Below are 26,718 nucleotides of genomic sequence, written 5' to 3' on the forward strand. Positions count from 1 at the left end.
TTAACGGCGTCAACATTGAATGTTGACGGCATTAACATGGAGTCGGGACGGGGGTCACGGATTCGGGCAGGATGAGGTCATGGAACCGATCAGGGGCGGCAAGTCCCGCTACCACCACGGCGACCTGCGCAACGCGCTGATCGAGGCCGCGGTCGAACTCGCCGTCGAAGGCGGCCCCGAGAGGGTGGTCCTGCGCGAGGCGGCCCGCAGTGTCGGCGTGTCCCCGACCGCCGCGTACCGCCACTTCAGCGGCAAGGAAGACCTCCTGGAGGCGGTGAAGAACCGCGGCCAGGAGGCACTCGCCGCCTCGATGACCGAGGCCGTTCGCGTGCTCCCCGGGCTCGACGACGCGGGCGAGGAGGCCGCGCGCAGGGCCGAGGCGATCGGGCGCGGGTACGTCGGGTTCGCGATCGAGAACCCCGGGCTCTACCGCACCGCCTTCTGTCACACGGCCGAGGCGGAGAAGAACGACTTCAACGGCCTCGAAGCCCCCGCCGGGGGGCCGGAGTTCTCGGCGTTCAAGGAACTCTCGGACACGCTCGACACCCTGGTGGCCACGGGCCGGATGCGGCCGGAGAACCGCCCCGCCGCCGAGGTCGCCGCCTGGGGGACCGTCCACGGCCTGTCCCTGCTCATCCTCGACGGCCCCCTCGCCCTCCTCCCCGCCGACCAGCGCGACGCGGTCGTGGAGCGCACCCTGACCACCATCGTCGCGGGCCTCACCCGGCCATAGGGCCGGCCCGGGGCGCGAGGCAACATCAACTCGGCATGCCCATGCCGATAGTGTTCGGCTGTTCGCTTGATCTTTTTCATCGCCCGGCCGCTTCGGCCCGGGCCGCGCAACTCGGGGGAGTCGTGCCTTTCATCCGCCATGCCCTTACCACCGCCGTGCTCGTTTCGGCGGCGCTCACGCTGGCCGCGTGTCAGCCCGGCGAGTCCGACGACACCGGTGCCGCCGGTGCCGCCGGCGGAAGTGCCAGTCCGAGCGCCTCGCCGAGTGCGAGTGCCGCTGCCGACCGGGGCTCCTGCCCCACCATCGCCGAGGGCCACAAGGTCATCTGGGTCAACAACGTCGAAGGCGCCATGAACAACGTCATCGCCAAGGACGCCAAGATGCACTGCGACCCGAAGTCGGATGCCGGTGCGGCCTACGAGCCGGTCGGTGACCCGAAGACGTACTCCATCGCCTCGGGCGCCACCAAGGTGACGGTCATCAGCAAGAAGGACAGCAGGCAGAAGACCCTCACCGCCCAGGGCGGCGGCATCGCCCACGTGAAGACGTGTGCGGACCCGGACGGGGCGTCGTACGACGGCGGCCAGGCCTCGGCGGACACCAGTGACTGCTGGGGGATGAACTTCTACGACGTCGCGGTCGGCTCCGACAACAAGATCACCGGGATGACCGAGATCTACTCCTCGTGAAACAGCGGGGCGCGGCACCCCCCTCAGGTGCCGCGCCCCGTCCCCCGTCCCCCTGCCTGGCGCCTACTCGGCGGTCGGCAGCGGCGGCAGGGAACCCGTGCGGGCGGCCTTGCTGTACCAGCGGGCGCTGGACTTCGGCGTGCGGGCCAGCGTCGCGTAGTCGACGTACACCGCGCCGAATCGCTTCTCGTAGCCGTAGGCCCACTCGAAGTTGTCCATGAGGGACCACAGGTAGTAGCCGCGGACGTCGGCGCCGTCGGTGATGGCGCGGCGGACCGCCGAGAGGTGGCCGTGCAGGTAGGCGATGCGCTCGGGGTCGTGGACGTTGCCCTCGGGGTCGGGCTTGTCGTCGTAGGCGGCACCGTTCTCGGTGATGTAGAGCGGCAGGCCCGGGGCCTCCCTCGTGTAGCGCAGGATCAGGTCGTGCAGGCCCGTCGGGTCGATGGTCCAGCCCATCTCGGTGCGCTCGCCCGGGGTTTGGTGGAAGGCGATGTCGTCCGCGCCCGGCCAGGGGGAGTGCGCGCTGGCGCCGTGCCCGTCCGGGCGCGGGCCGGTCGCCTCGTCCTCGGCGGCCGAAACCAGCGTGGGCGTGTAGTAGTTGAGGCCCAGCGCGTCCAACGGCTGCTTGATCAGCGGGAGATCGCCGTCGAGGACGTACGACCAGTCGGTGAGCGGCGCCGTGGCGGCGAGCAGGGTCTCCGGGTACGCACCGTGCAGCATCGGACCGTGGAAGACGCCGTTGGCCAGGTCGTCTATGCGCTGCACGGCCGCCAGGTCCGCCGGGGACTGCGAAAGTGGCCTGACCACTGATGAGTTGAGGCTCACCGCGACCGTGTTGCGGGCCGGCATCGCGGCGCGCAGCGCCGAAGTGCCCAGTCCGTGCGCCAGGTTGAGATGGTGCGCGGCACGCAGCGACGCCACCGGGTCCGTACGGCCCGGAGCGTGCACCCCGGAGCCGTAGCCCAGGAAGGCGCTGCACCAGGGCTCGTTGAGGGTGATCCACTGCTCGACGCGGTCGCCCAGCGCCTCGCCCACGATCCCCGCGTACTCGGCGAAACGCAGCGCCGTGTCGCGCTCGGGCCAGCCGCCCGCGTCCTCCAGCTCCTGGGGGAGGTCCCAGTGATAGAGGGTGATCGACGGCTTGATGCCGTGCGCGAGCAGCTCGTCGACCAGCCGGCGGTAGAAGTCCAGGCCGCGCTGGACGGCGGGGCCGCGGCCCGTCGGCTGCACCCGCGACCAGGAGACCGAGAAGCGGTACGCGGTCAGGCCGAGCTCCGCCATCAACGCCACGTCGTCGCGGTAGCGGTGGTAGTGGTCGACAGCGATGTCACCGTGCTCGCCGCCCGCCGTCTTGCCCGGCGTATGGCTGAACGTGTCCCAGATCGAGGGCGTGCGGCCGTCCTCCCGCACCGCCCCCTCGATCTGGTAGGCGGAGGTCGCCGCGCCCCAGAGGAAGGCGGGAGGAAAGGTCACCGGTGTGGTGGGGGTTACGGGATCAGGCATGGAAGCGCTCCCATGAGGGGTCGTGGAGACCGACGAGTAGGGGGAGGGGCGGAGAAGGCGTGGGGAAGGGAAGCCAATGGAGAGGAAGGGAGGAAAGGGAAGAGAGGGAGGGGAGGGATGCGGGGGGCCGAGGCGGCGGTGGCTCGACCCCCAAGGGGCTTGATTCCGTGGCGGGTTGGAGTGCCGGTGTCCTGCGCGTGGCAACGTTGGCAGGGTGCCGCGTCGCACCCGGCCGGGGCGGTACCTCTGCCGGGCGGCAGCCGGCCGGGCGGCACCCGGCCGGTCGTCGCCCCGGCGCGTCAGCCCTTGATCGCGCCGTTCATGATCCCGCCCACGATCTGCTTGCCGAACAGGATGAAGGCCACCAGCAGCGGCAGCGTGCCGAGCAGCGCGCCCGCCATGATCACCGCCTGGTCGGGGACATAGCCGGTGCCGAGGCCGTTCAGGGCGACCTGGACCGTCGGGTTCTGCTGGTTGAGGGCGATGATCGGCCACAGGAAGTCGTTCCAGGCGAACACGAAGGTCAGCAGGCCAAGGACGGCCATCGCCGGCCGCGCCGCCGGGAAGACCACGTGCCACACCACGCGCAGGCTGTTCGCGCCGTCCACGCGCGCCGCCTCGATCAGCTCGGTGGGCAGCGCCTGCACCAGGTACTGCCGCATGAAGAACGTGCCGAAGGCGGTGACCAGCGTCGGCAGGACGACGGTCTGCAGCTGGTTGGACCAGCCGAGGTCGGCCATCCACAGATACAGCGGTACGACGGCGAGCTGCGGCGGGATCATCATCGTGCCGATGGTCAGCAGCAGCAGCGCGCTGGAGAACCTGAACCGCAGCTTGGCGAAGGCGAATCCGGCGAGCGTCGAGAACAGCACCGTACTGACGGTGATGCTGCCCGCGACGAGCGTGCTGTTGAACATCGCCTTGCCGAGGCCCGCCTGGTCCCACGCGGCCTGCATGTTCTTGACCAGGTTCCCGCCGAACCACAGCGGCGGCGGCGTCTGGGCGAGCCGGGCGTCGGTGCGGGAGGCCGCGATCGCCGTCCACACCAGCGGGGCCAGCGAGACCAGCGAGAAGACCGTCAGGACGACGTAGGTGACCGGGCCCGCGTGCAGTTGCTTGCCCGCGCCGATCATCCGTGGCCGGGAGCCCCGGCCGCCCTTCGGCAGCGACTTCGACTTCGGCTCCGCCTGAGGCAGCGTCACATCACTTGTGGTCATTGGGATTTCCTCAGACGTCGGTTGACCAGCATGTTGACCGCGGCGACGATCAGCAGGATCAGGAACATCGACCAGGCGATCGCGGACGCCTTGCCGAGGTTGCCGATGATCCAGCCCTGGTCGTACATGTACAGACCGAGCGTCTGGTACTGGTGCTCGGAGCCGCCCTTGGAACCGCTGACCCCGCCGAACAGCAGGGGCTCGCCGAAGAGCTGGGTCGCGCCGATGGTGGAGACGACCACCGTGAACAGGATCGTCGGCCGGAGCATCGGGACCGTCACATGGCGGAACTGCTGCCAGCGGCCCGCGCCGTCGAGCGCCGCCGACTCGTACAGGTCGGTCGGGATCGCCTGCATCGCCGCCAGATAGATCAGCGCGTTGTAGCCGGTCCACCGCCAGATCACGATCGAGGAGACCGCGAACTGCGAACCCCAGTCGGACTCGCGCCAGTTGACCGGATCGATCCCGACGAAGTGCAGCAGCCAGTTGATCATGCCGCCGTCCCACGAGTACAGCAGCGTGAAGACGAGGGTCGCCGCCGCCACCGAGGTGGCGTACGGGGTGAGCATCACGACCCGCCACATGGTCGAACCGCGCAGCTTGTAGTTGAGCAGGTGCGCGATGCCGATCGCCAGGAGCAGCTGCGGCACCGTGGAGATCAGACCGATGGTGAAGGTGTTCTTGAGCGCGTTCCAGAAGAAGTCCGAGGACAACAGGTTCTTGTAGTTGTCCAGGCCCGCCCAGGTCTGGTGGTCCAGCGAGGACAACTGCACGTTGTGCAGCGAGTACCAGGCCGTGTACAGCAGCGGGACGAGGCCGAAGGCCCCGAAGACGATGAAGAAGGGGGCGATGAACGCGTACGGCGACGCCTTCATGTCCCAGCGGTACAGCCGGCTGCGCCACGAGCCCGGGCCCGCGGGCGGCTTACCGCGACCTTGAGCGCCCCCCGCCGCGCCCGGCTGACTGCCGGGCGCGGCATCGGCACTCGGCGCGGGATGCGCGAGAGCCTGCTTGGAGCTTGTCACTGGCCGAGCACGTCCTTGACCTCGTTCTTGGCGGCGGCCCAGCCCTGGTCGGGGCTCTTGCCCTTCTGCTCGACCTGGAGGATGCCGATGTCGGTGATCGCGGTGCCGATCGGCTGGTCCTTGAGGCCGAAGACCTGAACCGGGATGGTCTTCGCCGAGTCGGCGAAGATCTGTGTGATCGGTGCGTTCGAGAAGTACGCCGTGGTGGCGGCGAGCGGCTTCAGGGAAGCGTACGCCGACGGGGTCGACGGGAAGCTGGCCTGCTTGGCGAAGACCTTCGCCTGCTGCTCAGGGGCGGTCAGCCACTTCGCCAGCGCGACGGCCTCCTTCTGGTGCTTGGTCGCCGTCGGCACGCCGATGAACGAACCGCCCCAGTTGGACGCGGTCGGTGCCGCGGCCACGTCCCACTTGCCGTTGCCGGAGGCGCCGGACTTCTGCTCGATGTAGCCGATCATCCACGCGGGGCAGGCCACCGTCGCGAAGCTCGCGTTGGCGAAGCCCTGGTCCCACGGCTTGTCGAACTGCTTCAGCTTCGCCGACATGTTGCTGGTCGCCACCGTCATGGCGTCGTCCCAGGCCTTCTTCACGCCCGTGGACTTCTCCCAGATGATGTTGCCGTCCTTGTCGTAGTAGCGCTGGCTCTCGCCGCCGAGGGCCGCGTTGTAGACCGAGGAGGCCGAGTCCACGAACTTGGTGCCCTTGGGCGCCTTCTTCATGTACTCCTTGCCGACGTCGACGTACTTGGCCCAGTCGCCCTTCCACTGCGCGGCGAGCTTGGTGCGGTCGGTCTCGAGGCCGGCCTTCTGGAAGAGGTCCTTGCGGTAGCAGATCGCCATCGGGCCGATGTCTGTGCCGAGGCCGATCGTCTTGCCGTCCTTGGTGGTGGCCTGGGACGTCTTCCAGTCCAGCCACTGCGACTTGTCGACCTCCTTGCCGAGGTCGACGAACTTGTCGGCCTGCGTCTGGACGGCCTCGGTGATGTTGCCGACCTCGATCGCCTGGATGTCGTCGGTGCCGGCGCCGGCCTGCAGCCGGGTGAGCGTCTTCGGCCAGTACACGTCGGTACGGGTCGTGACGTTCTCCTTGATGGTGATGTCCGGGTGCAGTTTCATGTACTCGTCGTAGAGACCGGACTGCTTGTAGCCGAACTCGCCGAAGGTGCCGATGGTCAACGTCGTCTTGCCGCCGCCGCCACCCCCACCGCCGGAGTTCGAATCGCCGTCGTCCGAGTCCTTGGAGCAGCCGGCCAGCAGCCCCGTACTCAACGCGGCGACGGCCGCGAGGGCCACCAGCCGGTGGGATCGGCGGGTACTCGTACGCATTGCGTCCTCCTGTTGCCTGACGTGCCGACCCCCCGGCCAACTGCACTGTTGGGCCCGTTATTTCTCGCTGCGGCTCGGGCGGGGAACGTGCGGGATGTGTATGTGTCAGGTACCGTGGGAGCGCTCCCACAGGTGATGTGTTGAAGAGTCGTCGGTTTGTTCGGGGGTGTCAAGGGTGGAGACGGCGAGATATGTCTTCGGTTATCGGCCTGTTAGCTAAAGCCCCGAACGGGCGCGGACGGCTCGCTCCGAGTCTTCGCGAACGGATTCCGACGCGTCGCGAAGGGATCACGACTGTTAGATTCCAGGCCGACGCGGTGTGACGCGGCGTGACAGGAGGCGGACCATGGCAGGCCACGGAGCGCGGGGCCGAAGCGGCGGGCGGCCGACTCTCGAGGAGGTCGCCGCGCGGGCCGGGGTGGGCCGCGGCACGGTGTCGCGGGTGATCAACGGATCCCCGCGGGTCAGCGACGCGACGCGCGCGGCGGTCGAGGCGGCGGTCGCCGAACTCGGCTACGTCCCCAACACGGCGGCCCGCGCCCTCGCGGCCAACCGCACGGACGCGATCGCGCTCGTCGTGCCCGAGCCGGAGACCCGGTTCTTCGCGGAGCCGTACTTCTCGGACATGCTCAAGGGCGTGGGATCCGCGCTGTCGGACACCGAGATGCAGCTGCTGCTGATCTTCGCGGGCAGCGACCGCGAGCGGCAGCGGCTGGCCCAGTACCTCGCCGCGCACCGGGTCGACGGCGTGCTCCTGGTCTCCGTGCACGCCGACGACCCGCTGCCCGACCTGCTCTCCCAGCTGGAGATCCCGGCCGTGATCAGCGGCCGCCGCTCCGTGGACGAGACGCTTCCGTCGGTCGATTCGGACAACTACGGCGGCGGCCGTGTCGCCGTCGAACACCTGATCGCTCGCGGGTGCCGGACCATAGCCCACCTCGCCGGACGCCTCGACGTCTTCGGCGCCCAGCGCCGCGTCGACGGCTACCGTGAGGCGCTCCAGGACGCCGGCCGCAAGGTCGACGAGGGCCTGATCGTCCCCGGTGACTTCACCGAGGAGGGCGGCCGCCGCGCGATGACGCAGCTGCTGGCCCAGTACCCGAAGCTGGACGCGGTCTTCGCCGGCTCCGATGTGATGGCGGCCGGCGCCCGCCAGGTGCTGCGCGAGGCGGGTCGCCGTATACCCGACGACGTGGCGCTCGTCGGGTACGACGACTCCGCCATCGCCCGGCACATGGACCCCCCGCTGACCAGCGTGCGCCAGCCCATCGAGGAGATGGGCCGCGCGATGATCGACCTCCTGCTGGACGAGATCGCGGACCGCCGCCCGGCGGTGTCCCGGGGCCTGGAGCGACGCCAGCTGGTCCTGCCGTCGGAGCTGATCCGGCGGGCGTCCTCCTGACGCAGGGCCGCTGCCCGGCGCGCCCCGGGTTCCGGGCGCCCGGAACCCGGCCTCCGCGCCCGTCCCGCCTGCGACATCTCTCCATATGAGCGGCATGGGTGCGGCCCCGTCAGGCAGTCTTTGGGGCATGGTCCTACACCCCTTGCTGGGAGTCGACGAAGTGTCCGCCGTGGAGTCCCATTTGGGGCGGGTGGGCGAGGTGTTCAGGGTGTTCCGCGAGCAGGACTCGGGGTGCGTGTCGTACGGGGTGCGGCTGCTGGACGGGGCGCAGTGGTTCGTGAAGGAGGCGGTCACCGGGCGGGCGCGGCGTTCGCTGGAGCGCGGCTGGGCGTTCCACCGGGCCGTACGGCACGCGGCGATCGTCCCGCAGGTGCACCGGATCGCCGTCCAGCGGGGCGGCTGGGCGGTGGTGATGCCCTGGCGGGAGGGCGAGGTGCTGTATCACGCCACCACGGGCGGCCACCGCGACCGTACGGGCCCGGCGAGCCCGATGGCCCGCTTCCGCGCCCTGCCCACCGCCCGCGTCCTGGGCGCCTTCGACCGCGTCCTGGACGCGCATCTCGCGGTGGAGGCAGCCGGTCACGTCGCCGTCGACTTCTACGACGGCGCACTGCTGTACGACTTCACGGCGGACGTGATGCACCTGGTGGACCTCGACGAGTACCGCCCCGGCCCCTTCCTCGTGGAGGACGAGCGCCTCCCGGGTTCCCGCCGCTTCATGGCACCGGAGGAGTTCACCCGCGGCGCCCTCATCGACACCCGCACCACGGTCTTCACGCTGGGCCGCGCCGCCCGCCTCCTCCTCGACGCGGCCGACGAGGAACGGGCCTGGCGCGGCACACCACAACAGCTGGCGGTGGTCGAACGCGCCACGTTCCCCAACCCCGACGACCGCTACCGCACGGTCCACGACTTCGCTGCCGCCTGGCGGGGGGTCGCCAATCCGCCTGGGGCGGCGGGGCGTTAGGGGGCGGCGACCCGCGACGCGAGGCCGACGGTTCCGGGCGCCGGCGCCGGCGGACGTCGCCGTCCTGATCCTGATCCTGATCCGTCAGCCGTCAGCCGTCAGCCGTCAGCCGTCAGCCGTCAGCCGGGCCTCCGTGACGACGGCCGTGGAGGCGCGGGGCGTCAGGGCGCGATGCCCCGTGGCGTCAGGCCGGCGGTTCCCGGTGCCAGCGGACCTCGCCGTCCTGGAACTCGGCCGTCGCCGTCAGGCCGGCTGCCCTGGCGACGGCGGCGGAGGCGTGGTGATCCGGGTGGACATGGGCGACGACGGAGCGCACCCCCTGTCGCTCCAGCCACTCGACCAACCCCACGGCCGCCTCGGAGGCGAACCCGCGCCCCTGCCATCCGCTGCCCACCACCCAGGCGATCTCCGCGCCGCCCACGACGACCGTGGCCTGCACCGTCCCCACCAGGGCACCGCCCTCGCGCACCCGCAGCACCCAGTTGCACCAGGAGACGGCGGGGTCGGGGGAACCGGCGACAAGTCGCTCGTAGCGCGCCCGCAGTGCTTCGGGGGAGTGCGGGGCGCCCCCGATGAACTCGTGCAGCACCGGGTCGCCGAGCACCACGGCCATCTCCTCGGCCTGCTCGACGCGGAGGGGGAGGGCGTCGAGGCGGGAGGTGGAGAAGGGCTGGGCGTTGATCACGGTCATGACAGAGGACGGTAACGGGCCGGACGGCGGGCACGCAGGGCCCTTCGGCCCCTGTGGTGATCCGCCCACCCGAGGTGACTCTCGATATGCGGCGCTGTCGCGCGCCCGGTACCGCTGTCAGTGGGTGAGACCGATGCGACGAAGAGTCCTGGTGGTCCTGGCGTTGATCGCCGCCGCGGGAACGGCCTGCGGCACCTCGGAGAACGCGGACCCGGGCGCTCCGGCGCCGTCCACGAAGGTGACGACCGTCACCGCCCACGACAGCGCCCGCCGAGACCCCCACCCCACCCCCCCCCCCCCACCCCCCGCCCCCGCCGCCCCCCCCGCACGCCGCTCACGGCCCGAGCGCAGTCGTCCAGGCGTACTACGACGCCATCAACGCGCACGATTACCGCACCGCCTGGAATCTCGGCGGCAGCCGCTTCCAGCCGGACTACGCCACGTTCGCGGCGGCCTTCGCCGGGACGGCCCACGACCGGCTGCACATCCTCGGGGTGTGTCGGTCCGGATCGAAGCCGCCCAGACCTCCGGCGCCGTACGGCACTACGAGGGGACGTACTACGTCTCGGGTGGAGTGATCACGGGTGCCGACGTCAGTGAGGTCACCCAGCCGGCGCCGGACGACGGATCGACGGTCGGCTTCGTGCACCCAGGGGCGTTCTGCTCGCCGGTGGGTGCCTACGGCACGACCGACAAGGGCACCTTGATGGTCTGCTCGCTGAAGTCCGGAGACACCCAAGCCCGTTGGCGCCACGCATGACGAGCGGGACGAGAGCGATCGGGACCGAAAACCATCGAGGCCCGATCCGCTTGCGCGGATCGGGCCTCGATCTATCAGGGTGAGTGACGGGACTTGAACCCGCGACTTCCTGGACCACAACCAGGTGCTCTACCAGCTGAGCTACACCCACCATGTCCGGTCTTTGTTTTTCTCCGACCGGCCGAGAAAAAGTGTACAGGGTCCGAAGGGGTGCTCGTGCACGCCTTTTTCACGGGGCCCGTCAGGGCCCCGTGATGGGCTTATTCCGCAGGCAGGACGTGCTTCGCCGCGATGGTGCGGGCGGTGTCGGAGTCGGGGCCGGGCTGGGGGACGAAGATCGCCTCGCGGTAGTAGCGGAGCTCGGCGATCGATTCGCGGATGTCGGCGAGGGCGCGGTGGTTGCCGTTCTTGTCCGGGCTGTTGAAGTACGCCCGCGGGTACCAGCGCCGGGCCAGCTCCTTGACGGAGGAGACGTCCACGATCCGGTAGTGGAGGTACTCCTCCAGCGTCGGCATGTCACGCAGCAGGAAACCCCGGTCCGTGCCCACCGAGTTTCCGCACAGCGGGGCCTTGCCCGGTTCCTTCACGTGCTCCCGGATGTACGACAGGACCTGTTCCTCGGCGTCGGCGAGGGTCGTGCCGCCGGGCAGCTCGGAGAGGAGACCGGAGGACGTGTGCATCGTGCGCACCACGTCCGGCATCGTCTCCAGGGCCCGGTCGGGCGGGCGGATCACGATGTCCACCCCTTCGCCGAGCACATTCAGCTCCGAGTCGGTGACGAGTGCGGCCACCTCGATGAGCGCGTCGTCGGACAGCGAGAGCCCGGTCATCTCGCAGTCGATCCACACCATGCGATCGTTCATGTGTCTCACCCTACGGCCCGTCCAGGCTCGGCGGACCGCCCGTGCGCCCTGGCGAGCGCCGGGTACGCGCTCCGCGACGGGGCCGAGCGCGCAGGGCGAGGGGCCGGGCAGGGGGCCGAAGCCCGCCTGCCCCACCCGTCGCGGTGCGCATCTGTCGCTACGGCGCGCTGCGCTGCCCCGGCAGGCTCGCTCGCCCGCCCGCGTACAGGTGCTCCGTACGGTCCTGGCGTTCCCCGCGCTCCGCGCTCGACCGGCCCGGGTCCGTCGAGACGGACGTGGACGGCCCCATGGCGCTGGCCGCCGCCGTACGGCGGGTCTGCATCGGGACCGGACCGGGGCCCTCCTGCGTCAGCACCGGTGGTGGCCCGGAGGCCCCGGCGCCGTCCGCGTCCGACGGCTTGTCCGACTGCGGCCTGCGCGCGCGGTACGCCGCCCGGTACGCGGCCGGCGACGAGCCGAGCTGTCGGCGGAAGTGGCCGCGCAGGGCCACCGGGGAGCGGAAGCCGCAGCGGCCCGCCACCTCGTCCACCGAGTAGTCCGACGTCTCAAGGAGCCGCTGCGCTTGAAGCACCCTTTGCGTGATCAGCCACTGCAGCGGAGCGCTCCCGGTGAGCGACCGGAAGCGGCGGTCGAACGTCCGCCTGCTCATATAGGCGCGCGCGGCGAGCGTCTCCACGTCGAACTGCTCGTGAAGGTGCTCCAGCGCCCAGGCGACGACCTCCGCGAGCGGGTCGGCGCCGATCTCCTCCGGTAAAGACCTGTCGAGATAGCGCTCCTGGCCGCCGCTCCGGCGCGGGGGGACCACGAGTCTGCGGGCGAGCGCGCCCGCCGCCTCGTTCCCGTGGTCCGTCCGCACGATGTGCAGGCACAGATCGATTCCGGCCGCGGTGCCCGCCGAGGTGAGCACGTCACCGTCGTCGACGAACAGTTCGCGTGGATCGACGTGCACCGACGGATAACGCTTGGCCAGCGTCGGCGCGTACATCCAGTGTGTGGTCGCGGGGCGGCCGTCCAGCAGGCCCGCCGCGGCGAGGACGAAGGCGCCGGTGCACAGTCCGACTATGCGGGCGCCCTCCTCGTGCGCTCGGCGCAGTGCGTCGAGCGCTTCCTCCGGTGGCGGCGAGGTGATCGACCGCCAGGCGGGCACGACGACCGTGCCTGCCCGCGAGATCGCCTCCAGGCCATGTGGTGCGGTGAGTTCCAGGCCCCCTGTGGTCCGCAGTGGGCCTTCCTCGCCGCCGCACACCAGTAGTCGGTAGCGCGGTACGCCGGCGTCCTGGCGGTCAATCCCGAACACCGACAGCGGTATGGAACTCTCGAAGATGGGGCCGCCGCTGAACAGCAGCACCGCGACGATCTCCTTGCGGCGTCGCCCGGAAAGCTTCCGGGCCGCGGCTTCCGGCGCGGCAGTGGAGTCGTGGCTCATACTGCTAAGCCCCCCTCGGTGGTCGCGGCTCCTCGGTTGTGTCGCTCCTGCACGTTTCCCCTCGGTCCTGCACGAGTCCCCCGCCGTAAGACAGCATGATCGAATCTACTGTGTCCCGTGGTGCCGTCGTGACCAGTTCGCCACACGGCACATTGTCGACATGGCAACTTGGCGTGAAGCATTCGATCACGAAGCGTTGCACTCGTGGGCCGTGCAGGGAAGTACGCCTCGTGTCAGTGGCCAATCCACATAGGGTGTGCGCGCTCGCCGAGGCCCTTACAGTGCAGGTCGAACGCGGGTTGCGGGGTCGTTCGACCAAGAGATGCACCGTAGGCCGAAGTTGGCTGAAAAGAGTCGGGAGCGTGCGCGGAAACCGGTCAGTCGACGGGCCTGTTTCCCCCGGAACGGCGCCCGCCTCTGTGGCCCCCCGCGCCACTTCTGCCGTGCCGCCCGCGATGCGGGGCATGCTCCTCGGCCAGCAGCCGCGCCGCGCCCCGCTCGGACTGTGTCAGAAGCAGCCGGCAGACCCCGGTCACGGCCGCGAGGCCCAGCGCCGTGCCGGCCGCCCCGGCGAGTGAGGTGCCGTACCAGACGAGTACCACCGGGACCAGGACGCAGCTGAAGGCCGCCCAGCGCACCACGTCGCTCGCCGTGTCCGGCACGGCGGGCGTCATCGGGGGCCCGGGGGGGCCGGCGTGGCCCGGGTGTCCTCCGGCGGAGTGCGCTCCGGGGGCGCGGTGGGTCGCGGGCACGGTCGTGGGTCGGTCGGTCGCGGTCTCGGGTCCGGGCACGGTGGGCTCCCTACGGCGAAGGGTCACCCCATTCAACGCGTGTTCGACCGGCCGGTCACTGCCCGGTGGGCGCCCGATGGCCCGGTCCGCAAGGGAACCTGGTTGAACCCTGCGCAAACCGCCTGTACGGGGCAGCAACCATTGCGTTACGGGCGCCTCTCATGCATGCTCCGGGGAACGCCGCACAGCGCGCGCGGGATCTGGGCAGAGGAGGCGTGCCGCCGTACCCTTGGGGGTACGGGGTTGGGAAGATAATTCCCGGACACAGCCCGGACACAGCTCTGTCGCACGTTGTCGTCCCACCACGAGGATCCAAACGCCGAGATACCCATGGCCGGTCACGAATTCCACGATCCCGCGAACCGCAAGCGCCCGCTCGCCGATCCCACGGCAGCCGAGCCCCTGGCGGCGGAACAGCCACGCCAGTCCTGCGACCCCGCCTTCAAGCACGGCGTCGTCGTCGGTTTCGACGGCTCGACGTCCAGTGAGCGTGCGCTCGCGTACGCCATCGGCATGGCCCACCGCTCCGGCTCGGGCCTGATCATCGTCCATGTCGCCAACCGGCTGCCCACCACGGTGTGGGCGGGCTGCGAGCCACCGGTCTTCGTCGACGTGCCCGACCACCGCACCGAGGTGCTGGGGCTGGAGCTCGCGTGCGCCGAGTACCTGGCCGAGGTGCCCTGGATCCTCGTCGAGCGTGGCGGCGACATCTGCCACGAACTCGAAGAGGTGGGGCGGGAGTACGAGGCGGACGCGATCGTCGTGGGCTCCACGCACGGCATCGTCGGCCGGATCTTCGGCTCGGTCGCCGGCCGGCTCGCGAAGCGCGCGAAGCGCCCGGTGATCGTCATCCCCTGACGCGCGCTTCCGGCGTTGTCATTCCGTAACTCCCCGTTGTCCCAGGTGAGATGAGCCGTGGGCAGGGGCAACTCCCTTTGGCGTGGCATAAATCTACTCGCGCGTAGAAAGTGTTTGTGCGCTTGTGAAGGGCATATAGGGATCACGCACAAGCGCACAAGCACGAAGGGAGCCCGCCGTGGACAACGACGTCTCTGCGGGAAGCACCACCACGATCGTCGGTCGACTCGCCCTCGGAATCACCCTGTTGGCCTTCGGCCTCGGGTATACCGACGTGATCGACGGCGTGACGGCGGCGGACGCCGTATCACTGGCCCACTACGTAGGCGGCGTCGCGCTGTTCGTCGCCGGACTGCTCGCCTTCCGTGACCGCGAGGCGGCCACCGGTACGGCCTTCTCGGCGCTCGGCGCCCTGTGGTTCACCTGGGCCGTCTCGGCCGGAAGCCAGATCTCCGACAACGCGGCAGGGCTCTTCCTGGTCCTGTTCGCCCTCGTGGCGCTCTCCCTCACGCTCGCGGGCGGCGACCTGCTCGGCCAGGGCACCTACGGACTGCTCTTCGTCTCGCTGCTGCTCCTCGCCATCGCGCGCTTCGCGGACAACGACGGCCTGGCGAAGGTCGGCGGCTGGCTGGCCGTGGCGGCCGGCGCCGTGGCCTGGTACGCGGCGACGGCGGCCCTCGCCCACTGGCCCACGGCCCTTCCGCGACGCGCCGCCGGCCGGGGGGTGACGGCCACCGGCTGAGGCTGGCGCGGGCCGGGGTAATGGGCGGCCCCGGCCCTGAAAGAACGATCCCCTGCGCGCGGGTGGCAACGCAGGGGATCGTTCACGCGCGGGGTGACCTGCGCGACGGTGACCTACTCGACGGTGACCGACTTCGCCAGGTTGCGCGGCTTGTCGATGTCCCGGCCCAGGGCCAACGCCGTGTGGTAGGCGAGGAGTTGGAGCGGGATGCCCATGAGGATCGGGTCCAGCTCGTCCTCGTTCTTCGGGACGACGATCGTCTGGTCGGCCTTCTCCTGCTCCTGGTGCGCGACCGCGAGGATCCGGCCGCTGCGGGCCTTGATCTCCTCCAGGGCGGCGCGGTTCTTCTCCAGGAGGTCGTCGTTCGGGACGATCGCCACCGTCGGCAGGGCGGGCTCGATGAGGGCCAGCGGGCCGTGCTTCAGCTCGGAGGCCGGGTAGGCCTCGGCGTGGATGTAGGAGACCTCCTTGAGCTTCAGGGAGGCCTCGCGGGCCACCGGGTAGCCCCGGACGCGGCCGATGAAGAGCATCGAGCGGGCGTCGGTGTACTGCTCGGCCAGCTTCTTGATCTCCTCCTCCCGCGCCAGGATCTCGGAGATCTGCGCGGGCAGCTTGCGCAGGCCCTCGATGATCCGCTTGCCGTCGCGCACCGACAGGTCGCGGGTGCGGCCCAGGTGCAGCGCGAGCAGCGCGAAGGCGACCGTGGTGTTGGTGAAGCACTTGGTGGAGACGACGCAGACCTCCGGGCCCGCGTGGACGTACATGCCGCCGTCCGCCTCGCGGGCGATCGCGGAACCGACCACGTTCACCACACCGAGCACCCGGGCGCCCTTGCGCTTCAGTTCCTGCACGGCGGCCAGCACGTCGTACGTCTCACCGGACTGGGACACCGCGACGTACAGCGTGTCGGGGTCGACGACCGCGTTGCGGTAGCGGAACTCGGAGGCCGGCTCGGCGTCCGCGGGGATGCGGGCCAGCTCCTCGATCATCTGGGCGCCGATCATGCCCGCGTGGTACGAGGTGCCGCAGCCGAGGATCTTCACGCGGCGGATCTGCCGTGCCTCGCGGGCGTCCAGGTTCAGGCCGCCGAGGTGCACCGTCGAGAACCGGTCGTCGATGCGGCCGCGCAGCACCCGGTCCACGGCTTCGGCCTGCTCGAAGATCTCCTTGTGCATGTACGTGTCGTGGCCGCCCATGTCGTACGACGCGGCCTCCCACTCCACGGTGGTCGGCTCGGACGTCGTCCGGGTGCCCTCGGTGGTGTACGTACGGAAGTCGTCGGCCTTGAGGGTGGCCATCTCGCCGTCGTCCAGCGTCACTATCTGCCGGGTGTGGGTGACCAGGGCGGCGATGTCCGAGGCGACGAACATCTCCTTCTCGCCGATGCCGAGGACGACCGGGGAGCCGTTTCGGGCCACCACGATGCGGTCGGGGAAGTCGGCGTGCAGGACCGCGATGCCGTAGGTGCCCTCGATGACGCGCAGCGCCTCGCGGACCTTGTCCTCCAGCTTCTCCTGCTGGGAGCGGGCGATGAGGTGGGTGAGGACCTCGGTGTCCGTCTCGGAGAGGAACTCGATGCCGTCGGCCTCGAGCTTCTTCCGCAGATCGGAGGCGTTGTCGATGATGCCGTTGTGCACGACGGCGACCTTCTGGTCGGCCGACATGTGCGGGTGCGCGTTCACGTCGGAGGGGGCGCCGTGGGTGGCCCAGCGGGTGTGGGCGATGCCGGTGGTGCCCTTGAAGCGCGCCGGGACCTTGGCCTCCAGGTCACGGACCCGGCCCTTGGCCTTGACCATCTTCAGGCCGGCCGACTTCGGGGTCGTCACCACGATGCCCGCCGAGTCGTAGCCGCGGTACTCCAGGCGCTGGAGGCCTTCGAGCAGCAGCGGCGCCACGTCACGCCTGCCGATGTATCCGACGATTCCGCACATATATATGTATTCCTCAGCCGTAGACCATGCGGCGCAGCTGCCTGAGCGTGAGCTCCGGCGGCGCGACCGCGCGGTATTTCAGGTCCGCCTCGATCCGTTCGAAGATCGTCGCGTTCACCAGGCCCTGGCCCTGGAGCTCGCGATGGCGGCGACGGACGTAGTCCTCGGTCGTCTCGTCGAAGTAGGCGAGCACGTCCTGGATCACCCGCAGCGCCTCGCCCCGGTTGAGGGGCGTGGACCGCGTCAGATGATCAACAAGTTCGTCGTGCACCCGGTAGATCCTGGGGCACCGAAGCCGGTTTCGCAAGAATCCTGCCCGGTATCGGGCAGCCGACTGTTGAATCTCTTATGGGGGCCTGTTTGACAGCTGTCCATCCTGTGTCTTGCGTCGCGTCGCCCACGCGGAGGAACTTTCAGGCCATGGACACACCTCGTATGGGAGTACCGGAGAAGCTCGCCGCGCGCATGAGCATGGCCGAGCAGCACGAGTACCTGCGGGCGAGATTCTCGCGGCGCAACATGATGAGAGGCGGCGCGGTCACCGTGGGCGCCGTCGTCGGCAGCACCTTCATACCGGGGGCGACCGCGCAGGCTGCCGTACCCGGCCAGCGGACGGCCACCGCCTCCGCGACCGCCACGGAGAAGGTGGACGGCGCGCTCGTCGCCCCCTTCGGCCGCCACCTCGCCTACGGCGCCGACCCGCGCACCGAGATGACGGTCTCCTGGCAGGTCCCGGTCGCCGTCAGCAAGCCGTACATCCGCATCGGCGCCCACCCCTGGGACCTCTCCCGCAAGATCGAGGCCGAGGTCCGCACGCTCTTCACGCCGGCCGGCGTCGGCGCGAGCGGCGACCACACGCAGTACTACCTGCACGCCAAGCTCACCCACCTGCGCCCCGGCCGCACGTACTACTACGGCGTCGGCCACCAGGGCTTCGACCCGGCCGAGGCGCACCTGCTGGGCACCTTGGGCACCTTCACCACCGCCCCCGCCCACAAGGCGCCGTTCACCTTCACGGCCTTCGGTGACGAGGGCGTCAGCTACCACGGCCTCGCCAACGACAGCCTGATCCTGGCTCAGAACCCGTCCTTCCACCTGCACGCGGGCGACATCGCGTACGCCGACCCGGCGGGCCAGGGCAAGGCCACCGACACCGGCTTCGACTCGCGGATCTGGGACCAGTTCCTCGCGCAGACCGAGTACGTCGCGAAGTCCGTGCCGTGGATGGTGTCGTACGGCAACCACGACATGGAGGCCTGGTACTCGCCCAACGGCTACGGCGGCGAGGAGGCCCGCTGGCAGCTTCCGGAGAACGGCCCGGACAAGGCGAACCTGCCCGGCGTCTACACCTTCACCCACGGCAACACGGCGATCATCTCGCTCGACGCCAACGACGTGTCCTTCGAGATTCCGGCCAACCTCGGTATCTCCGGCGGCACGCAGACCAGTTGGCTGGAGACGCAGCTCAAGAAGTACCGCGCGTCGAAGGACATCGACTTCATCGTCATCTTCTTCCACCACTGCGCCTACTGCACCTCCACCGCCCACTCCTCCGAGGGCGGCGTGCGCCAGGAGTGGGTGCCGCTGTTCGAGAAGTACACGGTCGACCTGGTGATCAACGGCCACAACCACCAGTACGAGCGCACCGACGTCATCAAGGGCAACGCGGTGGCCAAGAAGCTCCCGATCGGCGGCACCGCGTACCCCGAGACGGACGGCGTCGTCTACGTGACGGCGGGCGCCGCGGGCCGCAGCCTGTACGCGTTCACCGCCCCGGACTCCTACGAGGGCCACGAGAACGACGTCGAGTCGGTGTCCGCCTTCATCTGCCTGAAGGACGGCGCCAAGCAGGCCGAGACGGTCGCCTGGTCGCGGGTGCGCTACCTCAACTACTCGTTCCTGCGCGTGGACGTGACCCCGGCGGCCAAGGGCAAGCTGACCACGCTGAAGGTGCGCGGCATCGCCGAGACCGGCGGCGAGATCGACCACTTCACGGTGGCGCGCCGCGCCAAGTAGGGCCGCGCGTACGCCCGGAAGGCAGGGCGCACGCTCCCATGTCGCGCAGGCGGTTCTCACATGCGCTTGAGAACCGCCTGCTTGGCCAGCGTGAACTCCTCGTCCGTCAGGACACCCGACCTGCGCAGCTCGCCGAGCTCACGCAGCCTCCGCAGCAGCGCGTCGTGGTCGTCCTCGGCGGGCGCCGGCCGCTGTGCGGGCAGGAGTTCCTTCTTCGGGGATACGCCTGGGCGTACGTCGTCCACGGGCGGCGCGGTCGGATGGGGGAGCCGAGCCTGCACAGCGGCGGCGACCAGCGCCATCAGGGGGTCCTTCTTGAAGCCCCACAGTTCCACGGAGTTGGGGTCGTACTTCGGCGGGGCCTTGGTCTCCGCGCCGCGCACGGTGAAGCGGAGGTAGCCGTTCTCCAGCCCCGCCGCGGGATGCCACTCCACTCCCGTGATGTCGGTGAAGGCGAGTGAGCGGGTCCCGGCGGCGGCCTTGGCGTCCTCCGTCTTCCAGTTCCACTCCAGCCTGATGTGCTCCCCGTCGAAGCTCGCCGTGCCGTCCCCGGCGGAGGCGGACAGCGGCACGGAGGGGCCGGGCAGCAGATAGGCGTCCACCGGGTCGGTCGGAACCTGGTCGAGGAGCAGCGCGCCCCGCACCTCGTCCACGAAGTACTCGGCGACGCCGAAGCGGTCGGAGTCGACGGTCAGTTGGTAGGGGTCGTCGGGCTCCGCGAGCTTGCCGCCGGTCGCCTGGAGCAGCGGGTCGGCGCCGTCGCGCAGCCGTAGCCTCAGGCGACCCGACTTCTTGCCGTGCTCGAAGGAGACTCCCGCCAACGCGCCAAGTGGGACGGTCAGTTCACCCAAGGTCTTGCGGAACAGGCTCACGTTCTTGTCGCGCCCCGGAGTGAGCCGCAGGGCGTCCCCGTCGAAGGCCCACGTCCCGTCCTTCTGGATGATTTCCGCCATGACGGGGATTGTTCCACCCCTCGTACGGGAGAGTGGTCTATACCCATTGGGGTGTCAGTCAGGGAGGCCCCTGGGGTACTTGAAGGGAGCGCATGTGAGACAGCACCACAGAACGCCCCGCCTTCTCGGCACGCTGCTGCTCGTGGCGGCCGCCGGTCTCTCCGTCGTCGGCGCGGCCCCCGCCGCCGCGGCGCGGAGCGCCACTCCGCTGGGGCAGGTCGTCCCGGCCCCGGCCTCGGTCGACGCGGGCGGATCCGCCTACCGGATCACCGGCGGGACCAGCATCCGGGTGGACGACACACGGGAGGCCCGCCGGGTCGGCGAGTACCTCGCGGACATCCTGCGGCCCTCCACCGGCTATCGGCTGCCGGTCACCTCGAAGGGTGGCGGTGGCATCCAACTCCGGTTGGCCGACAGTAAATTGGGCGCGGAGGGCTACCGTCTGGTCAGCGGCAGGTCCGGTGTGACGATCACGGCCCGTGAGACCGCCGGGCTCTTCCACGGCGTGCAGACCCTGCGCCAGCTCCTGCCGGCCGCGGTCGAGAAGAGGTCCGTGCAGCCCGGCCCCTGGCTGGTCGCCGGAGGCACCATCAAGGACACCCCGCGCTACGGCTATCGCGGCGCCATGCTCGACGTCTCCCGGCACTTCTTCACCGTCGGACAAGTGAAGCGGTACATCGACGAGTTGGCGCTCTACAAGGTCAACACCCTGCACCTGCACCTCTCCGACGACCAGGGCTGGCGCATCGCGATCGACTCCTGGCCCCGGCTCGCCACGTACGGCGGCTCCACGCAGGTCGGCGGCGGACAGGGCGGCTCCTACACCAAGGCGCAGTACAAGGAGATCGTCCGGTACGCCTCCTCCCGCTATCTGGAGGTCGTCCCGGAGATCGACATGCCGGGCCACACCAACGCGGCGCTCGCCTCGTACGCCCAGCTGAACTGCGACGGAGTCGCGCCGCCGCTCTACACCGGCACCGACGTCGGCTTCAGCTCGCTGTGCGTGAACAAGACGGTGACGTACGACTTCGTGGACGACGTGATCCGCGAACTGGCCGCGCTCACCCCGGGCCGCTATCTCCACATCGGCGGCGACGAGGCGCACTCCACCAGCCACGCCGACTACGTGAAGTTCATGGACCGGGTGCAGCCGATCGTCGCCAAGTACGGCAAGAAGGTGATCGGTTGGCACCAGCTGACCGGGGCCACCCCGGCGAAGGGCGCGATCGCGCAGTACTGGGGGCTGGATGACACCAGCGCGGAGGAGAAGGCACAGGTCGCGAAGGCCGCGCAGAACGGGACGGGGCTCGTGCTGTCGCCCGCCGACCGGCTCTACCTCGACATGAAGTACACCGCGGACACTCCGCTGGGGCAGGACTGGGCCGGTCTGGTCGAGGTCAAGCGGTCCTACGACTGGAACCCCGGCAACTACCTTCCGGGCGCCCCGAGTTCGGCGATCCGCGGCGTCGAGGCGCCGCTGTGGACGGAGACCATCGTCACGTCGGCGGACATCGACTACATGGCGTTCCCGCGCCTGCCGGGCGCGGCCGAGCTCGGCTGGTCGCCCGCGTCGACGCACGACTGGGACACCTACAAGGTGCGGCTCGCGGCGCAGGGTCCGCGCTGGGACGCGCTGGGGATCGGCTACTACAGGTCGCCCCAAGTCCCCTGGCCCGCAAGCTAGTCGGCATGCCGACGGGCGCCCCGGAGGACCGTCTCCGGGGCGCCCGCCCGTCCGTGCGGGGTCAGAGACCCGCGATCGGGTTCCTCAGGTTCCCGACGAGCTGGAGCGCACCGGACGGGTCCGCCAGGTCGACCATCTGCTGGTTGTTGCGCAGCTGGAGCCGGTTGAGGCAGGACAGCGCGAACTCCGGGGCGAACATGTCGTACTGCCGGAATTTGTCGGCGAGTTCGGGCGTCGACTCCTGGTACGCGCGGACGCACTCGGCGACCGTCCGCCAGAAGTCGTCCTCGTCGATGATCCCCTCGGTGGCGAGGTTCGCGGCGAGGAAGCGGAAGAAGCAGTCGAAGACGTCGGTGAAGATCGACAGGAGTTTCTTGTCCTCGGGGACCTCGACCCGGATCCGCTCGACCGCGGGCGGCAGCACCGCGTCCACGTCCATGACGGCGATCTCCTCGGCGATGTCCTTGTAGATCGCCCGCTGCACGGCGCCGTCCCTGAGGACGAGGATGACGTTCTCGCCGTGCGGCATGTAGACGAGGTCGTACGCGTAGAAGCTGTGCAGCAGCGGCACGAAGTACGCACGCAGATAGCGGCGCAGCCACTCCGTCGGAGTCAGCCCCGACCGGGCGATCAGCGCGCCCGCGAAGGACGCCCCCTCATGGTCGACATGGGCGAGGGACGCCATGGTGGCGAGGGTCTCGCCGTCCTGGAGCGAGGGCACCGGGCTCTCGCGCCACAGCGCGGCCAGCATCTTCCGGTACGGCGAGTAGCGGTCCGTCGCTGCCTCGTACTCCAGGTGGCGGTAGCCGACGGCGGCGCGCTCGCGGATGACCGACAGGCCGGTCGACTTCAACACCGGGTCGTTCTCGACGAGCCCGGCCAGCCAGTCGTTGATAGCCGGGGTCGCCTCCATGTAGGCGGCCGAAAGACCGCGCATGAAGCCCATGTTGAGGACGGACAGGGCCGTCTTCACATAGTGCTTCTCGGGGTGGGAGGAGTTGAAGAACGTCCGGATGGACTGCTGGGCCAGGTACTCGTCGTCGCCCTCGCCGAGGCAGACGAGGTGGCGCCGGGCGACCTCGGCCGCGAAGGTCACGGAGAGCTTGTTCCACCACTGCCAGGGGTGGACGGGTATGAGGAGGTAGTCGTCGGGGTCGAGGTCCTGGTCGCGCAGGGTGTCGGCGAAACGGTTCAGCGTCGTCTCGCCCAGTTCGTCGCGTACGAACGACTCGTACTCGATGCCCACGCCCGCCGTGAACGCGGCCCGCGAGCGGTGCGCGGCCAGCCACACCAGGCGTACGGGGCTTGCCGTCTCGGGGGCGTACGAGAGGTACTCGTGCACGCCGAAGCCGAGCCGCCCGTTGTTCGCGACGAAGCAGGGGTGGCCCTCGGTCATCCCCGTCTCGATCGCCTGGAAGCCGCTCCTCGCGAGCTCGGCGGACGGGATCTGCGGCTTGGTGAGCTTGTAGCAGGTGCCCGAGAGGGTGGAGGAGATCTCCTCCAGATAGACGGGCAGCACCTCGTCGCTCAGGCCGAGCGACTTCTTCAGCTCGATGAAGAAGTCCAGTGCGGCGAGCGGGAGTTCGGCGCCGTCGCGATGCCGGGTGATCGAGCCGGCGTCGACCTGCCAGTGGTCGAGGGCGCGCAGGCGGGCGGCGAAGCGGTAGTGGGTGAGGCCGTCGTCGCCGCATACCACGTACTGGTCGGCCCCGGTCGCCTCCGGCGTGATCAGCCGCTCGTGCGCGAACTCGGCGAGGGCCTTGCGGATCAGCAGGCGGTTGGCCTCGGCCCAGCGCTCGGGGGAGAGGTGGGCCACGGCGTCGGCGAGGGTCATGCGGCCACCGCCTCGGTGAACTGCTCCCGCGTGCAGAAGCTCAACAGGGCCCTCTTCTCCGGCTTCTGGATCTCCCGCTCGGGCACGAACCCGACCGCTTCGTTGAGCGCGTGGACGGCCTTGTTGCCCACGTCGGGCTCGACCACGACCCGGGAGGCCGAGGGGTCCTCGAACAAGTGGGCCATCACCGCGGTGATCACGGCCTTGGTGAAGCCGTGCACGGGCGTGTCCGTCGGCGCGACCAGGAAGTGCATGCCGACGTCGCCGGGCACCGGCGCGTAGAGGCCGACCAGTTCGCGGTGGGCCGGGTCGTACTTCTCCATCAGGAAAGCGGGTTCACCGTCGTGCAGTCCGAGGAGCGCGTGGTGGTGCTCGTCGGCCGCGATCTCCATGTAGGCGCGCTCGACGTCTTCGAGCCGGGCGTCCTGCATCATCCAGAAGGCGGCCTTGGGGTGCGTCACCCAGCCGTGCAGGAGCTCGGCGTCCTTCAGGGGGTCGAGGGGGCGGAACGTGAAGGTGCCCGCGCTGGTGCCTGTGGTGCTCATACTGCGAACTCCTGGAACGCGATGGTCTTCTCGACGGGGTAGTACTCGGTGCCGAGCAGCTCCCGGATGATGGACGCGTTGCGGTACGCGCCCATGCCGAGGTCCGGCGAGGTGATCGAGTGGGTGTGCACGCCGGCGTTCTGCAGGAAGATCCCGCGGCCCGTGGTGTCGATGGCGTAGTTGCGCGCCACGTCGAAGTTGCCCCGCGTGTCGTAGCGGAGCCGGTCCTGTACCGGCTTGAGGAACTCCGGCTCGGCGTACTTGTAGCCGGTGGCGAGGATCAGGCCCTCGGAGCTCAGCTCGTAGTCCTTCTCCTGCTCCTCCTGGCGCAGACCGAGGGTGTACGTCCCGTTCTGGTAAGTGGCGCTGTTCAGTGAGGAGTTGGTGAGCAGCCGGGTGGGGACCGGGCCGCCGATGTTCTTCTGGTAGAGCAGGTCGAAGATCGCGTCGATGAGTTCGCCGTCGATGCCCTTGAACAGGCCCTTCTGCTCCGTCTGGAGGCGGTAGCGGGTCGGCTCGGGCAGCGCGTGGAAGTAGTCGATGTACTCCGGGGAGGTCATCTCCAGCGTGAGCTTGGTGTATTCGAGCGGGAAGAAGCGCGGCGAGCGGGTGACCCAGTTCAGCCGGTAGCCGTGGACGTCGATCTCGCTGAGGAGGTCGTAGTAGATCTCGGCGGCGGACTGCCCGCTGCCGACCAGCGTGATCGACTTCTTCTTCTGCAGCTCCTGCTTGTGCTGCACATAGCGGGAGTTGTGGATGAAGTCCCCGCCGAGACCGGCACAGGCCTCGGGGAGGTACGGGGGCGTGCCCGTGCCGAGGACCAGGTGGCGGGCGCGGTAGAGGTCACCGGCCGTCGTCCGGACGACGTACACCCCTTCCTCGTACGTGACGTCGTCCACCGTCGTGCTGAAGCGGATGCTGCTCAGTTGCGACGCGGCCCAGCGGCAGTAGTCGTCGTACTCGACCCGGAGCGGGTAGAAGTTCTCGCGGATGTAGAACGAGTACAGACGGCCCGATTCCTTCAGGTAGTTGAGGAAGGAGTACGGGGACGTCGGGTCGGCGAGGGTCACCAGGTCCGACATGAACGGGGTCTGGAGGTGGGCGCCCTCCAGGAACATTCCGGAGTGCCACTCGAAGTCGGGCTTGGACTCCAGGAAGACGCCGTCCAGTTCGGCGATCGGCTCGGTGAGGCAGGCGAGACCGAGGTTGAACGGGCCGAGCCCGATCCCCACGAAGTCGTACGTGCGCGTGGATTCAGGAAGCGCGGTCAAGGGACTCTCCCAGGTACTGCTCGGCGTGGCCGGCGATCAGATCGAGTACGGCGGTGATGTCGTCCGTCGTGGTCTCGGGGTTGAGCAGGGTGAACTTCAGGTAGTGGCGGCCGCCGACCTTGGTGCCCGCGACGACGGCGTCACCCGAGGCGAACAGGGCCTTGCGGGCATAGAGGTTGGCGCGGTCGATCTCCGAGGGGTCGGTGACGGCGGCCGGGATGTAGCGGAAGACGAGGGTGGAGAGGGAGGGCTGCACGACGACGTCGTAGCGCGGGTCGGCCGCCAGGAGCTCCCAGGCCTCGGCCGCCAAGTCGCAGACCTCGTCGAAGAGTTCGCCGATGCCGTCGGCACCCATCACCCGCAGCGTCATCCACAGCTTGAGCGCGTCGAAGCGGCGGGTGGTCTGCAGGGACTTGTCGACCTGGTTGGGGATGCGCTCCTGGACCATGCGGCGCGGGTTGAGGTACTCCGCGTGGTAGGTGGCATGGCGCAGCGTGGCGGCGTCGCGGACCAGGACGGCGGACGAACTCACCGGCTGGAAGAAGGACTTGTGGTAGTCGACGGTGACCGAGTCGGCGCGCTCGATGCCGTCGATGCGGCCGCGGTGCTTCAGCGAGGTGAGCAGACCGCAGCCGTAGGCCGCGTCCACATGCATCCAGGCACCGAACTGGGCGCACAGCTCGGCGATTTCGGGCAGCGGGTCGATCGAGCCGAAGTCGGTGGTGCCCGCGGTGGCGACGACGGCCATGGGGACGAGACCGTCGCGCTTGCAGCGGTCCAGCTCGTGGGCGAGGGCGACGGTCTGCATCCGCTTGTCGTGGCCGACCGGGATCGAGACCACCGAATCGGCGCTCAGACCAAGGAGTTTGGCGGACTTCTTGACGCTGAAGTGGCTGACCTCGGAGGCGAAGATCCGCAGTTTGGCGAAGTCGTCTTCCTTCGCCTCCTCGCGGGCCAGCAGCAGGGCCTGGAGGTTGGACTGCGTGCCGCCGGAGGTGAACACGCCGTCGGCTGCCGGGCCGAGGCCGATGCGCGCGGTCGTCCAGTCGATCAGCTTGCGCTCGATGAGGGTGCCGCCGGCCGACTGGTCCCAGGTGTCCAGCGAGGAGTTGACGGCGGACAGGACGGCCTCGCCGACGACGGCGGGGATGACCACCGGGCAGTTGAGGTGCGCGAGGTAGCGCGGGTGGTGGAAGTAGACGGCGTCCCGGAGGTAGACCTCCTCCAGCTCGTCGAGGACCGCGGTGGTGTCGTGCAGCGGGCGGTCCAGGTCGATCCGGTCGATGCGCGGGGCGAGGGCGTCGACCGTGACGCCGGTGAACGGACGGTCGGTGGCGGCGAGTTTGGCTGCCACCCGCTCGATTCCTTCGGTCACGGAGCGGCGGTACCGCTCCGCGGTCGTGTCATTGAGCAGGTGCGAGCGCATGGGGGGTCCTCCGGTGGGGACAGTCCGAGGGGGACGGGAGAGGGGTGAAGTTCCGCGGCTTCAACTTAG

At 69.6% G+C, this 26,718-nt stretch carries 25 protein-coding genes and 1 tRNA gene; 9 read left to right on the forward strand and 17 right to left on the reverse strand.

The window, feature by feature from the left end; genetic code table 11:
- Nucleotides 1-79: 79 nt before the first annotated feature.
- Together AB5J56_RS28470 and AB5J56_RS28475 are read left to right on the forward strand one after the other, a co-directional pair.
- Nucleotides 80-733, forward strand: coding sequence for a TetR/AcrR family transcriptional regulator (locus AB5J56_RS28470; protein WP_369236363.1), 654 nt, complete (start codon nucleotides 80-82; stop codon nucleotides 731-733).
- A 122-nt stretch (nucleotides 734-855) separates the two neighbouring features.
- The gene (locus tag AB5J56_RS28475; RefSeq protein WP_369236365.1) at nucleotides 856-1,422 is read left to right on the forward strand and encodes a hypothetical protein; all 567 of its coding nucleotides are present in this window, start codon (nucleotides 856-858) and stop codon (nucleotides 1,420-1,422) included.
- A 63-nt stretch (nucleotides 1,423-1,485) separates the two neighbouring features.
- On the opposite strand, the gene AB5J56_RS28480 is transcribed toward AB5J56_RS28475, so the two are convergent.
- From AB5J56_RS28480 to AB5J56_RS28495, 4 genes are all read right to left on the reverse strand, one after another.
- Nucleotides 1,486-2,925 carry a GH1 family beta-glucosidase gene (locus AB5J56_RS28480; RefSeq protein ID WP_369236367.1) on the reverse strand — a complete coding sequence of 480 codons (1,440 nt, stop codon included), beginning with the start codon at nucleotides 2,923-2,925 and terminating at the stop codon, nucleotides 1,486-1,488.
- Between the two features lie 299 nt (nucleotides 2,926-3,224).
- Nucleotides 3,225-4,142 carry a carbohydrate ABC transporter permease gene (locus AB5J56_RS28485; RefSeq protein ID WP_369236369.1) on the reverse strand — a complete coding sequence of 306 codons (918 nt, stop codon included), beginning with the start codon at nucleotides 4,140-4,142 and terminating at the stop codon, nucleotides 3,225-3,227.
- A complete protein-coding gene (locus tag AB5J56_RS28490; RefSeq protein ID WP_369236371.1) occupies nucleotides 4,139-5,167 on the reverse strand; it encodes a carbohydrate ABC transporter permease in 1,029 nt (342 codons plus the stop codon). The genes AB5J56_RS28485 and AB5J56_RS28490 overlap by 4 nt, the downstream gene beginning before the upstream one ends.
- Nucleotides 5,164-6,489, reverse strand: coding sequence for an ABC transporter substrate-binding protein (locus AB5J56_RS28495; RefSeq protein WP_369236373.1), 1,326 nt, complete (start codon nucleotides 6,487-6,489; stop codon nucleotides 5,164-5,166). Before AB5J56_RS28495 ends, AB5J56_RS28490 begins: the two co-directional genes overlap by 4 nt.
- A 346-nt stretch (nucleotides 6,490-6,835) precedes the next feature.
- Here AB5J56_RS28495 and AB5J56_RS28500 point away from each other — a divergent pair, with 346 nt between their 5' ends.
- Both AB5J56_RS28500 and AB5J56_RS28505 read left to right on the forward strand, forming a co-directional pair.
- On the forward strand, nucleotides 6,836-7,891 hold the full coding sequence (locus AB5J56_RS28500) for a LacI family DNA-binding transcriptional regulator (protein WP_369236375.1): 1,056 nt from the start codon (nucleotides 6,836-6,838) through the stop codon (nucleotides 7,889-7,891).
- 127 nt (nucleotides 7,892-8,018) lie between these two features.
- Nucleotides 8,019-8,858: a serine/threonine protein kinase gene (locus AB5J56_RS28505; RefSeq protein WP_369236377.1), complete on the forward strand. Its 840-nt coding sequence runs from the start codon at nucleotides 8,019-8,021 to the stop codon at nucleotides 8,856-8,858.
- A gap of 184 nt (nucleotides 8,859-9,042) precedes the next feature.
- Here AB5J56_RS28505 and AB5J56_RS28510 read toward each other — a convergent pair whose 3' ends face one another.
- Together AB5J56_RS28510 and AB5J56_RS28515 are read right to left on the reverse strand one after the other, a co-directional pair.
- Nucleotides 9,043-9,549 carry a GNAT family N-acetyltransferase gene (locus AB5J56_RS28510; RefSeq protein WP_369236379.1) on the reverse strand — a complete coding sequence of 169 codons (507 nt, stop codon included), beginning with the start codon at nucleotides 9,547-9,549 and terminating at the stop codon, nucleotides 9,043-9,045.
- A gap of 117 nt (nucleotides 9,550-9,666) precedes the next feature.
- Entirely contained in the window at nucleotides 9,667-9,837 is a 171-nt protein-coding gene (locus AB5J56_RS28515) for a hypothetical protein (RefSeq protein WP_369236381.1), read from the reverse strand.
- A gap of 208 nt (nucleotides 9,838-10,045) precedes the next feature.
- On the opposite strand from AB5J56_RS28515, the gene AB5J56_RS28520 reads away from it, so the two are divergent.
- Complete coding sequence (locus AB5J56_RS28520; RefSeq protein ID WP_369236383.1) at nucleotides 10,046-10,309, forward strand: hypothetical protein; 264 nt, start codon at nucleotides 10,046-10,048, stop codon at nucleotides 10,307-10,309.
- Nucleotides 10,310-10,387: 78 nt separating this feature from the next.
- Here AB5J56_RS28520 and AB5J56_RS28525 read toward each other — a convergent pair.
- From AB5J56_RS28525 to AB5J56_RS28540, 4 genes are all read right to left on the reverse strand, one after another.
- Nucleotides 10,388-10,460 (reverse strand) — tRNA-His (locus tag AB5J56_RS28525).
- Between the two features lie 109 nt (nucleotides 10,461-10,569).
- Nucleotides 10,570-11,172, reverse strand: a complete 603-nt coding sequence (orn, locus tag AB5J56_RS28530) for an oligoribonuclease (RefSeq protein WP_369236385.1) — start codon at nucleotides 11,170-11,172, stop codon at nucleotides 10,570-10,572.
- A 157-nt stretch (nucleotides 11,173-11,329) separates the two neighbouring features.
- Entirely contained in the window at nucleotides 11,330-12,598 is a 1,269-nt protein-coding gene (locus tag AB5J56_RS28535; protein ID WP_369236387.1) for a helix-turn-helix domain-containing protein, read from the reverse strand.
- A gap of 377 nt (nucleotides 12,599-12,975) precedes the next feature.
- Nucleotides 12,976-13,272, reverse strand: coding sequence for a hypothetical protein (locus tag AB5J56_RS28540; protein WP_369242847.1), 297 nt, complete (start codon nucleotides 13,270-13,272; stop codon nucleotides 12,976-12,978).
- Between the two features lie 447 nt (nucleotides 13,273-13,719).
- Between AB5J56_RS28540 and AB5J56_RS28545 the strand changes: the two genes are divergently transcribed.
- Both AB5J56_RS28545 and AB5J56_RS28550 read left to right on the forward strand, forming a co-directional pair.
- Complete coding sequence (locus AB5J56_RS28545; protein ID WP_369236389.1) at nucleotides 13,720-14,247, forward strand: universal stress protein; 528 nt, start codon at nucleotides 13,720-13,722, stop codon at nucleotides 14,245-14,247.
- 178 nt (nucleotides 14,248-14,425) lie between these two features.
- A complete protein-coding gene (locus AB5J56_RS28550; RefSeq protein WP_369236391.1) occupies nucleotides 14,426-14,989 on the forward strand; it encodes a GPR1/FUN34/YaaH family transporter in 564 nt (187 codons plus the stop codon).
- Nucleotides 14,990-15,102: 113 nt separating this feature from the next.
- Here the strand turns inward: AB5J56_RS28550 and glmS are convergent, their stop codons facing one another.
- Both glmS and AB5J56_RS28560 read right to left on the reverse strand, forming a co-directional pair.
- Nucleotides 15,103-16,920: a glutamine--fructose-6-phosphate transaminase (isomerizing) gene (gene glmS, locus AB5J56_RS28555; protein ID WP_369236393.1), complete on the reverse strand. Its 1,818-nt coding sequence runs from the start codon at nucleotides 16,918-16,920 to the stop codon at nucleotides 15,103-15,105.
- A 13-nt stretch (nucleotides 16,921-16,933) separates the two neighbouring features.
- A complete protein-coding gene (locus AB5J56_RS28560) occupies nucleotides 16,934-17,191 on the reverse strand; it encodes a hypothetical protein (protein ID WP_369236395.1) in 258 nt (85 codons plus the stop codon).
- 164 nt (nucleotides 17,192-17,355) lie between these two features.
- Between AB5J56_RS28560 and AB5J56_RS28565 the strand changes: the two genes are divergently transcribed.
- A complete protein-coding gene (locus AB5J56_RS28565; protein WP_369242849.1) occupies nucleotides 17,356-18,936 on the forward strand; it encodes a purple acid phosphatase family protein in 1,581 nt (526 codons plus the stop codon).
- A 56-nt stretch (nucleotides 18,937-18,992) separates the two neighbouring features.
- Here AB5J56_RS28565 and AB5J56_RS28570 read toward each other — a convergent pair whose 3' ends face one another.
- Entirely contained in the window at nucleotides 18,993-19,889 is an 897-nt protein-coding gene (locus tag AB5J56_RS28570) for a DUF4429 domain-containing protein (RefSeq protein WP_369236397.1), read from the reverse strand.
- Nucleotides 19,890-19,983: 94 nt separating this feature from the next.
- On the opposite strand from AB5J56_RS28570, the gene AB5J56_RS28575 reads away from it, so the two are divergent.
- Complete coding sequence (locus AB5J56_RS28575; RefSeq protein WP_369236399.1) at nucleotides 19,984-21,573, forward strand: beta-N-acetylhexosaminidase; 1,590 nt, start codon at nucleotides 19,984-19,986, stop codon at nucleotides 21,571-21,573.
- A 61-nt stretch (nucleotides 21,574-21,634) separates the two neighbouring features.
- On the opposite strand, the gene AB5J56_RS28580 is transcribed toward AB5J56_RS28575, so the two are convergent.
- Genes AB5J56_RS28580 through desA form a run of 4 tightly spaced genes read right to left on the reverse strand, consistent with a single transcriptional unit; the run spans nucleotide 21,635 to nucleotide 26,649 of the window.
- On the reverse strand, nucleotides 21,635-23,407 hold the full coding sequence (locus AB5J56_RS28580; protein WP_369236401.1) for an IucA/IucC family siderophore biosynthesis protein: 1,773 nt from the start codon (nucleotides 23,405-23,407) through the stop codon (nucleotides 21,635-21,637).
- Nucleotides 23,404-23,952, reverse strand: coding sequence for a GNAT family N-acetyltransferase (locus tag AB5J56_RS28585; protein WP_369236403.1), 549 nt, complete (start codon nucleotides 23,950-23,952; stop codon nucleotides 23,404-23,406). Before AB5J56_RS28585 ends, AB5J56_RS28580 begins: the two co-directional genes overlap by 4 nt.
- On the reverse strand, nucleotides 23,949-25,223 hold the full coding sequence (locus tag AB5J56_RS28590; protein ID WP_369236405.1) for a lysine N(6)-hydroxylase/L-ornithine N(5)-oxygenase family protein: 1,275 nt from the start codon (nucleotides 25,221-25,223) through the stop codon (nucleotides 23,949-23,951). Before AB5J56_RS28590 ends, AB5J56_RS28585 begins: the two co-directional genes overlap by 4 nt.
- Complete coding sequence (gene desA / locus AB5J56_RS28595; RefSeq protein WP_369236407.1) at nucleotides 25,207-26,649, reverse strand: lysine decarboxylase DesA; 1,443 nt, start codon at nucleotides 26,647-26,649, stop codon at nucleotides 25,207-25,209. Before desA ends, AB5J56_RS28590 begins: the two co-directional genes overlap by 17 nt.
- Between the last annotated feature and the right edge of the window lie 69 nt (nucleotides 26,650-26,718).

Source organism: Streptomyces sp. R21 (assembly GCF_041051975.1).
Classification (GTDB): Bacteria; Actinomycetota; Actinomycetes; order Streptomycetales; family Streptomycetaceae; genus Streptomyces.

Bases quoted from the DNA above. Each gene is read 5' to 3' on its own strand.
- AB5J56_RS28470 (WP_369236363.1), top strand. From the start codon at position 80: ATGGAACCGATCAGGGGCGGCAAGTCCCGCTACCACCACGGCGACCTG.
- AB5J56_RS28480 (WP_369236367.1), bottom strand. From the start codon at position 2,925: ATGCCTGATCCCGTAACCCCCACCACACCGGTGACCTTTCCTCCCGCC.
- AB5J56_RS28485 (WP_369236369.1), bottom strand. From the start codon at position 4,142: ATGACCACAAGTGATGTGACGCTGCCTCAGGCGGAGCCGAAGTCGAAG.
- AB5J56_RS28495 (WP_369236373.1), bottom strand. From the start codon at position 6,489: ATGCGTACGAGTACCCGCCGATCCCACCGGCTGGTGGCCCTCGCGGCC.
- AB5J56_RS28500 (WP_369236375.1), top strand. From the start codon at position 6,836: ATGGCAGGCCACGGAGCGCGGGGCCGAAGCGGCGGGCGGCCGACTCTC.
- AB5J56_RS28505 (WP_369236377.1), top strand. From the start codon at position 8,019: ATGGTCCTACACCCCTTGCTGGGAGTCGACGAAGTGTCCGCCGTGGAG.
- AB5J56_RS28510 (WP_369236379.1), bottom strand. From the start codon at position 9,549: ATGACCGTGATCAACGCCCAGCCCTTCTCCACCTCCCGCCTCGACGCC.
- orn (WP_369236385.1), bottom strand. From the start codon at position 11,172: ATGAACGATCGCATGGTGTGGATCGACTGCGAGATGACCGGGCTCTCG.
- AB5J56_RS28535 (WP_369236387.1), bottom strand. From the start codon at position 12,598: ATGAGCCACGACTCCACTGCCGCGCCGGAAGCCGCGGCCCGGAAGCTT.
- AB5J56_RS28540 (WP_369242847.1), bottom strand. From the start codon at position 13,272: ATGACGCCCGCCGTGCCGGACACGGCGAGCGACGTGGTGCGCTGGGCG.
- AB5J56_RS28545 (WP_369236389.1), top strand. From the start codon at position 13,720: ATGGCCGGTCACGAATTCCACGATCCCGCGAACCGCAAGCGCCCGCTC.
- glmS (WP_369236393.1), bottom strand. From the start codon at position 16,920: ATGTGCGGAATCGTCGGATACATCGGCAGGCGTGACGTGGCGCCGCTG.
- AB5J56_RS28565 (WP_369242849.1), top strand. From the start codon at position 17,356: ATGGGAGTACCGGAGAAGCTCGCCGCGCGCATGAGCATGGCCGAGCAG.
- AB5J56_RS28570 (WP_369236397.1), bottom strand. From the start codon at position 19,889: ATGGCGGAAATCATCCAGAAGGACGGGACGTGGGCCTTCGACGGGGAC.
- AB5J56_RS28580 (WP_369236401.1), bottom strand. From the start codon at position 23,407: ATGACCCTCGCCGACGCCGTGGCCCACCTCTCCCCCGAGCGCTGGGCC.
- AB5J56_RS28585 (WP_369236403.1), bottom strand. From the start codon at position 23,952: ATGAGCACCACAGGCACCAGCGCGGGCACCTTCACGTTCCGCCCCCTC.
- desA (WP_369236407.1), bottom strand. From the start codon at position 26,649: ATGCGCTCGCACCTGCTCAATGACACGACCGCGGAGCGGTACCGCCGC.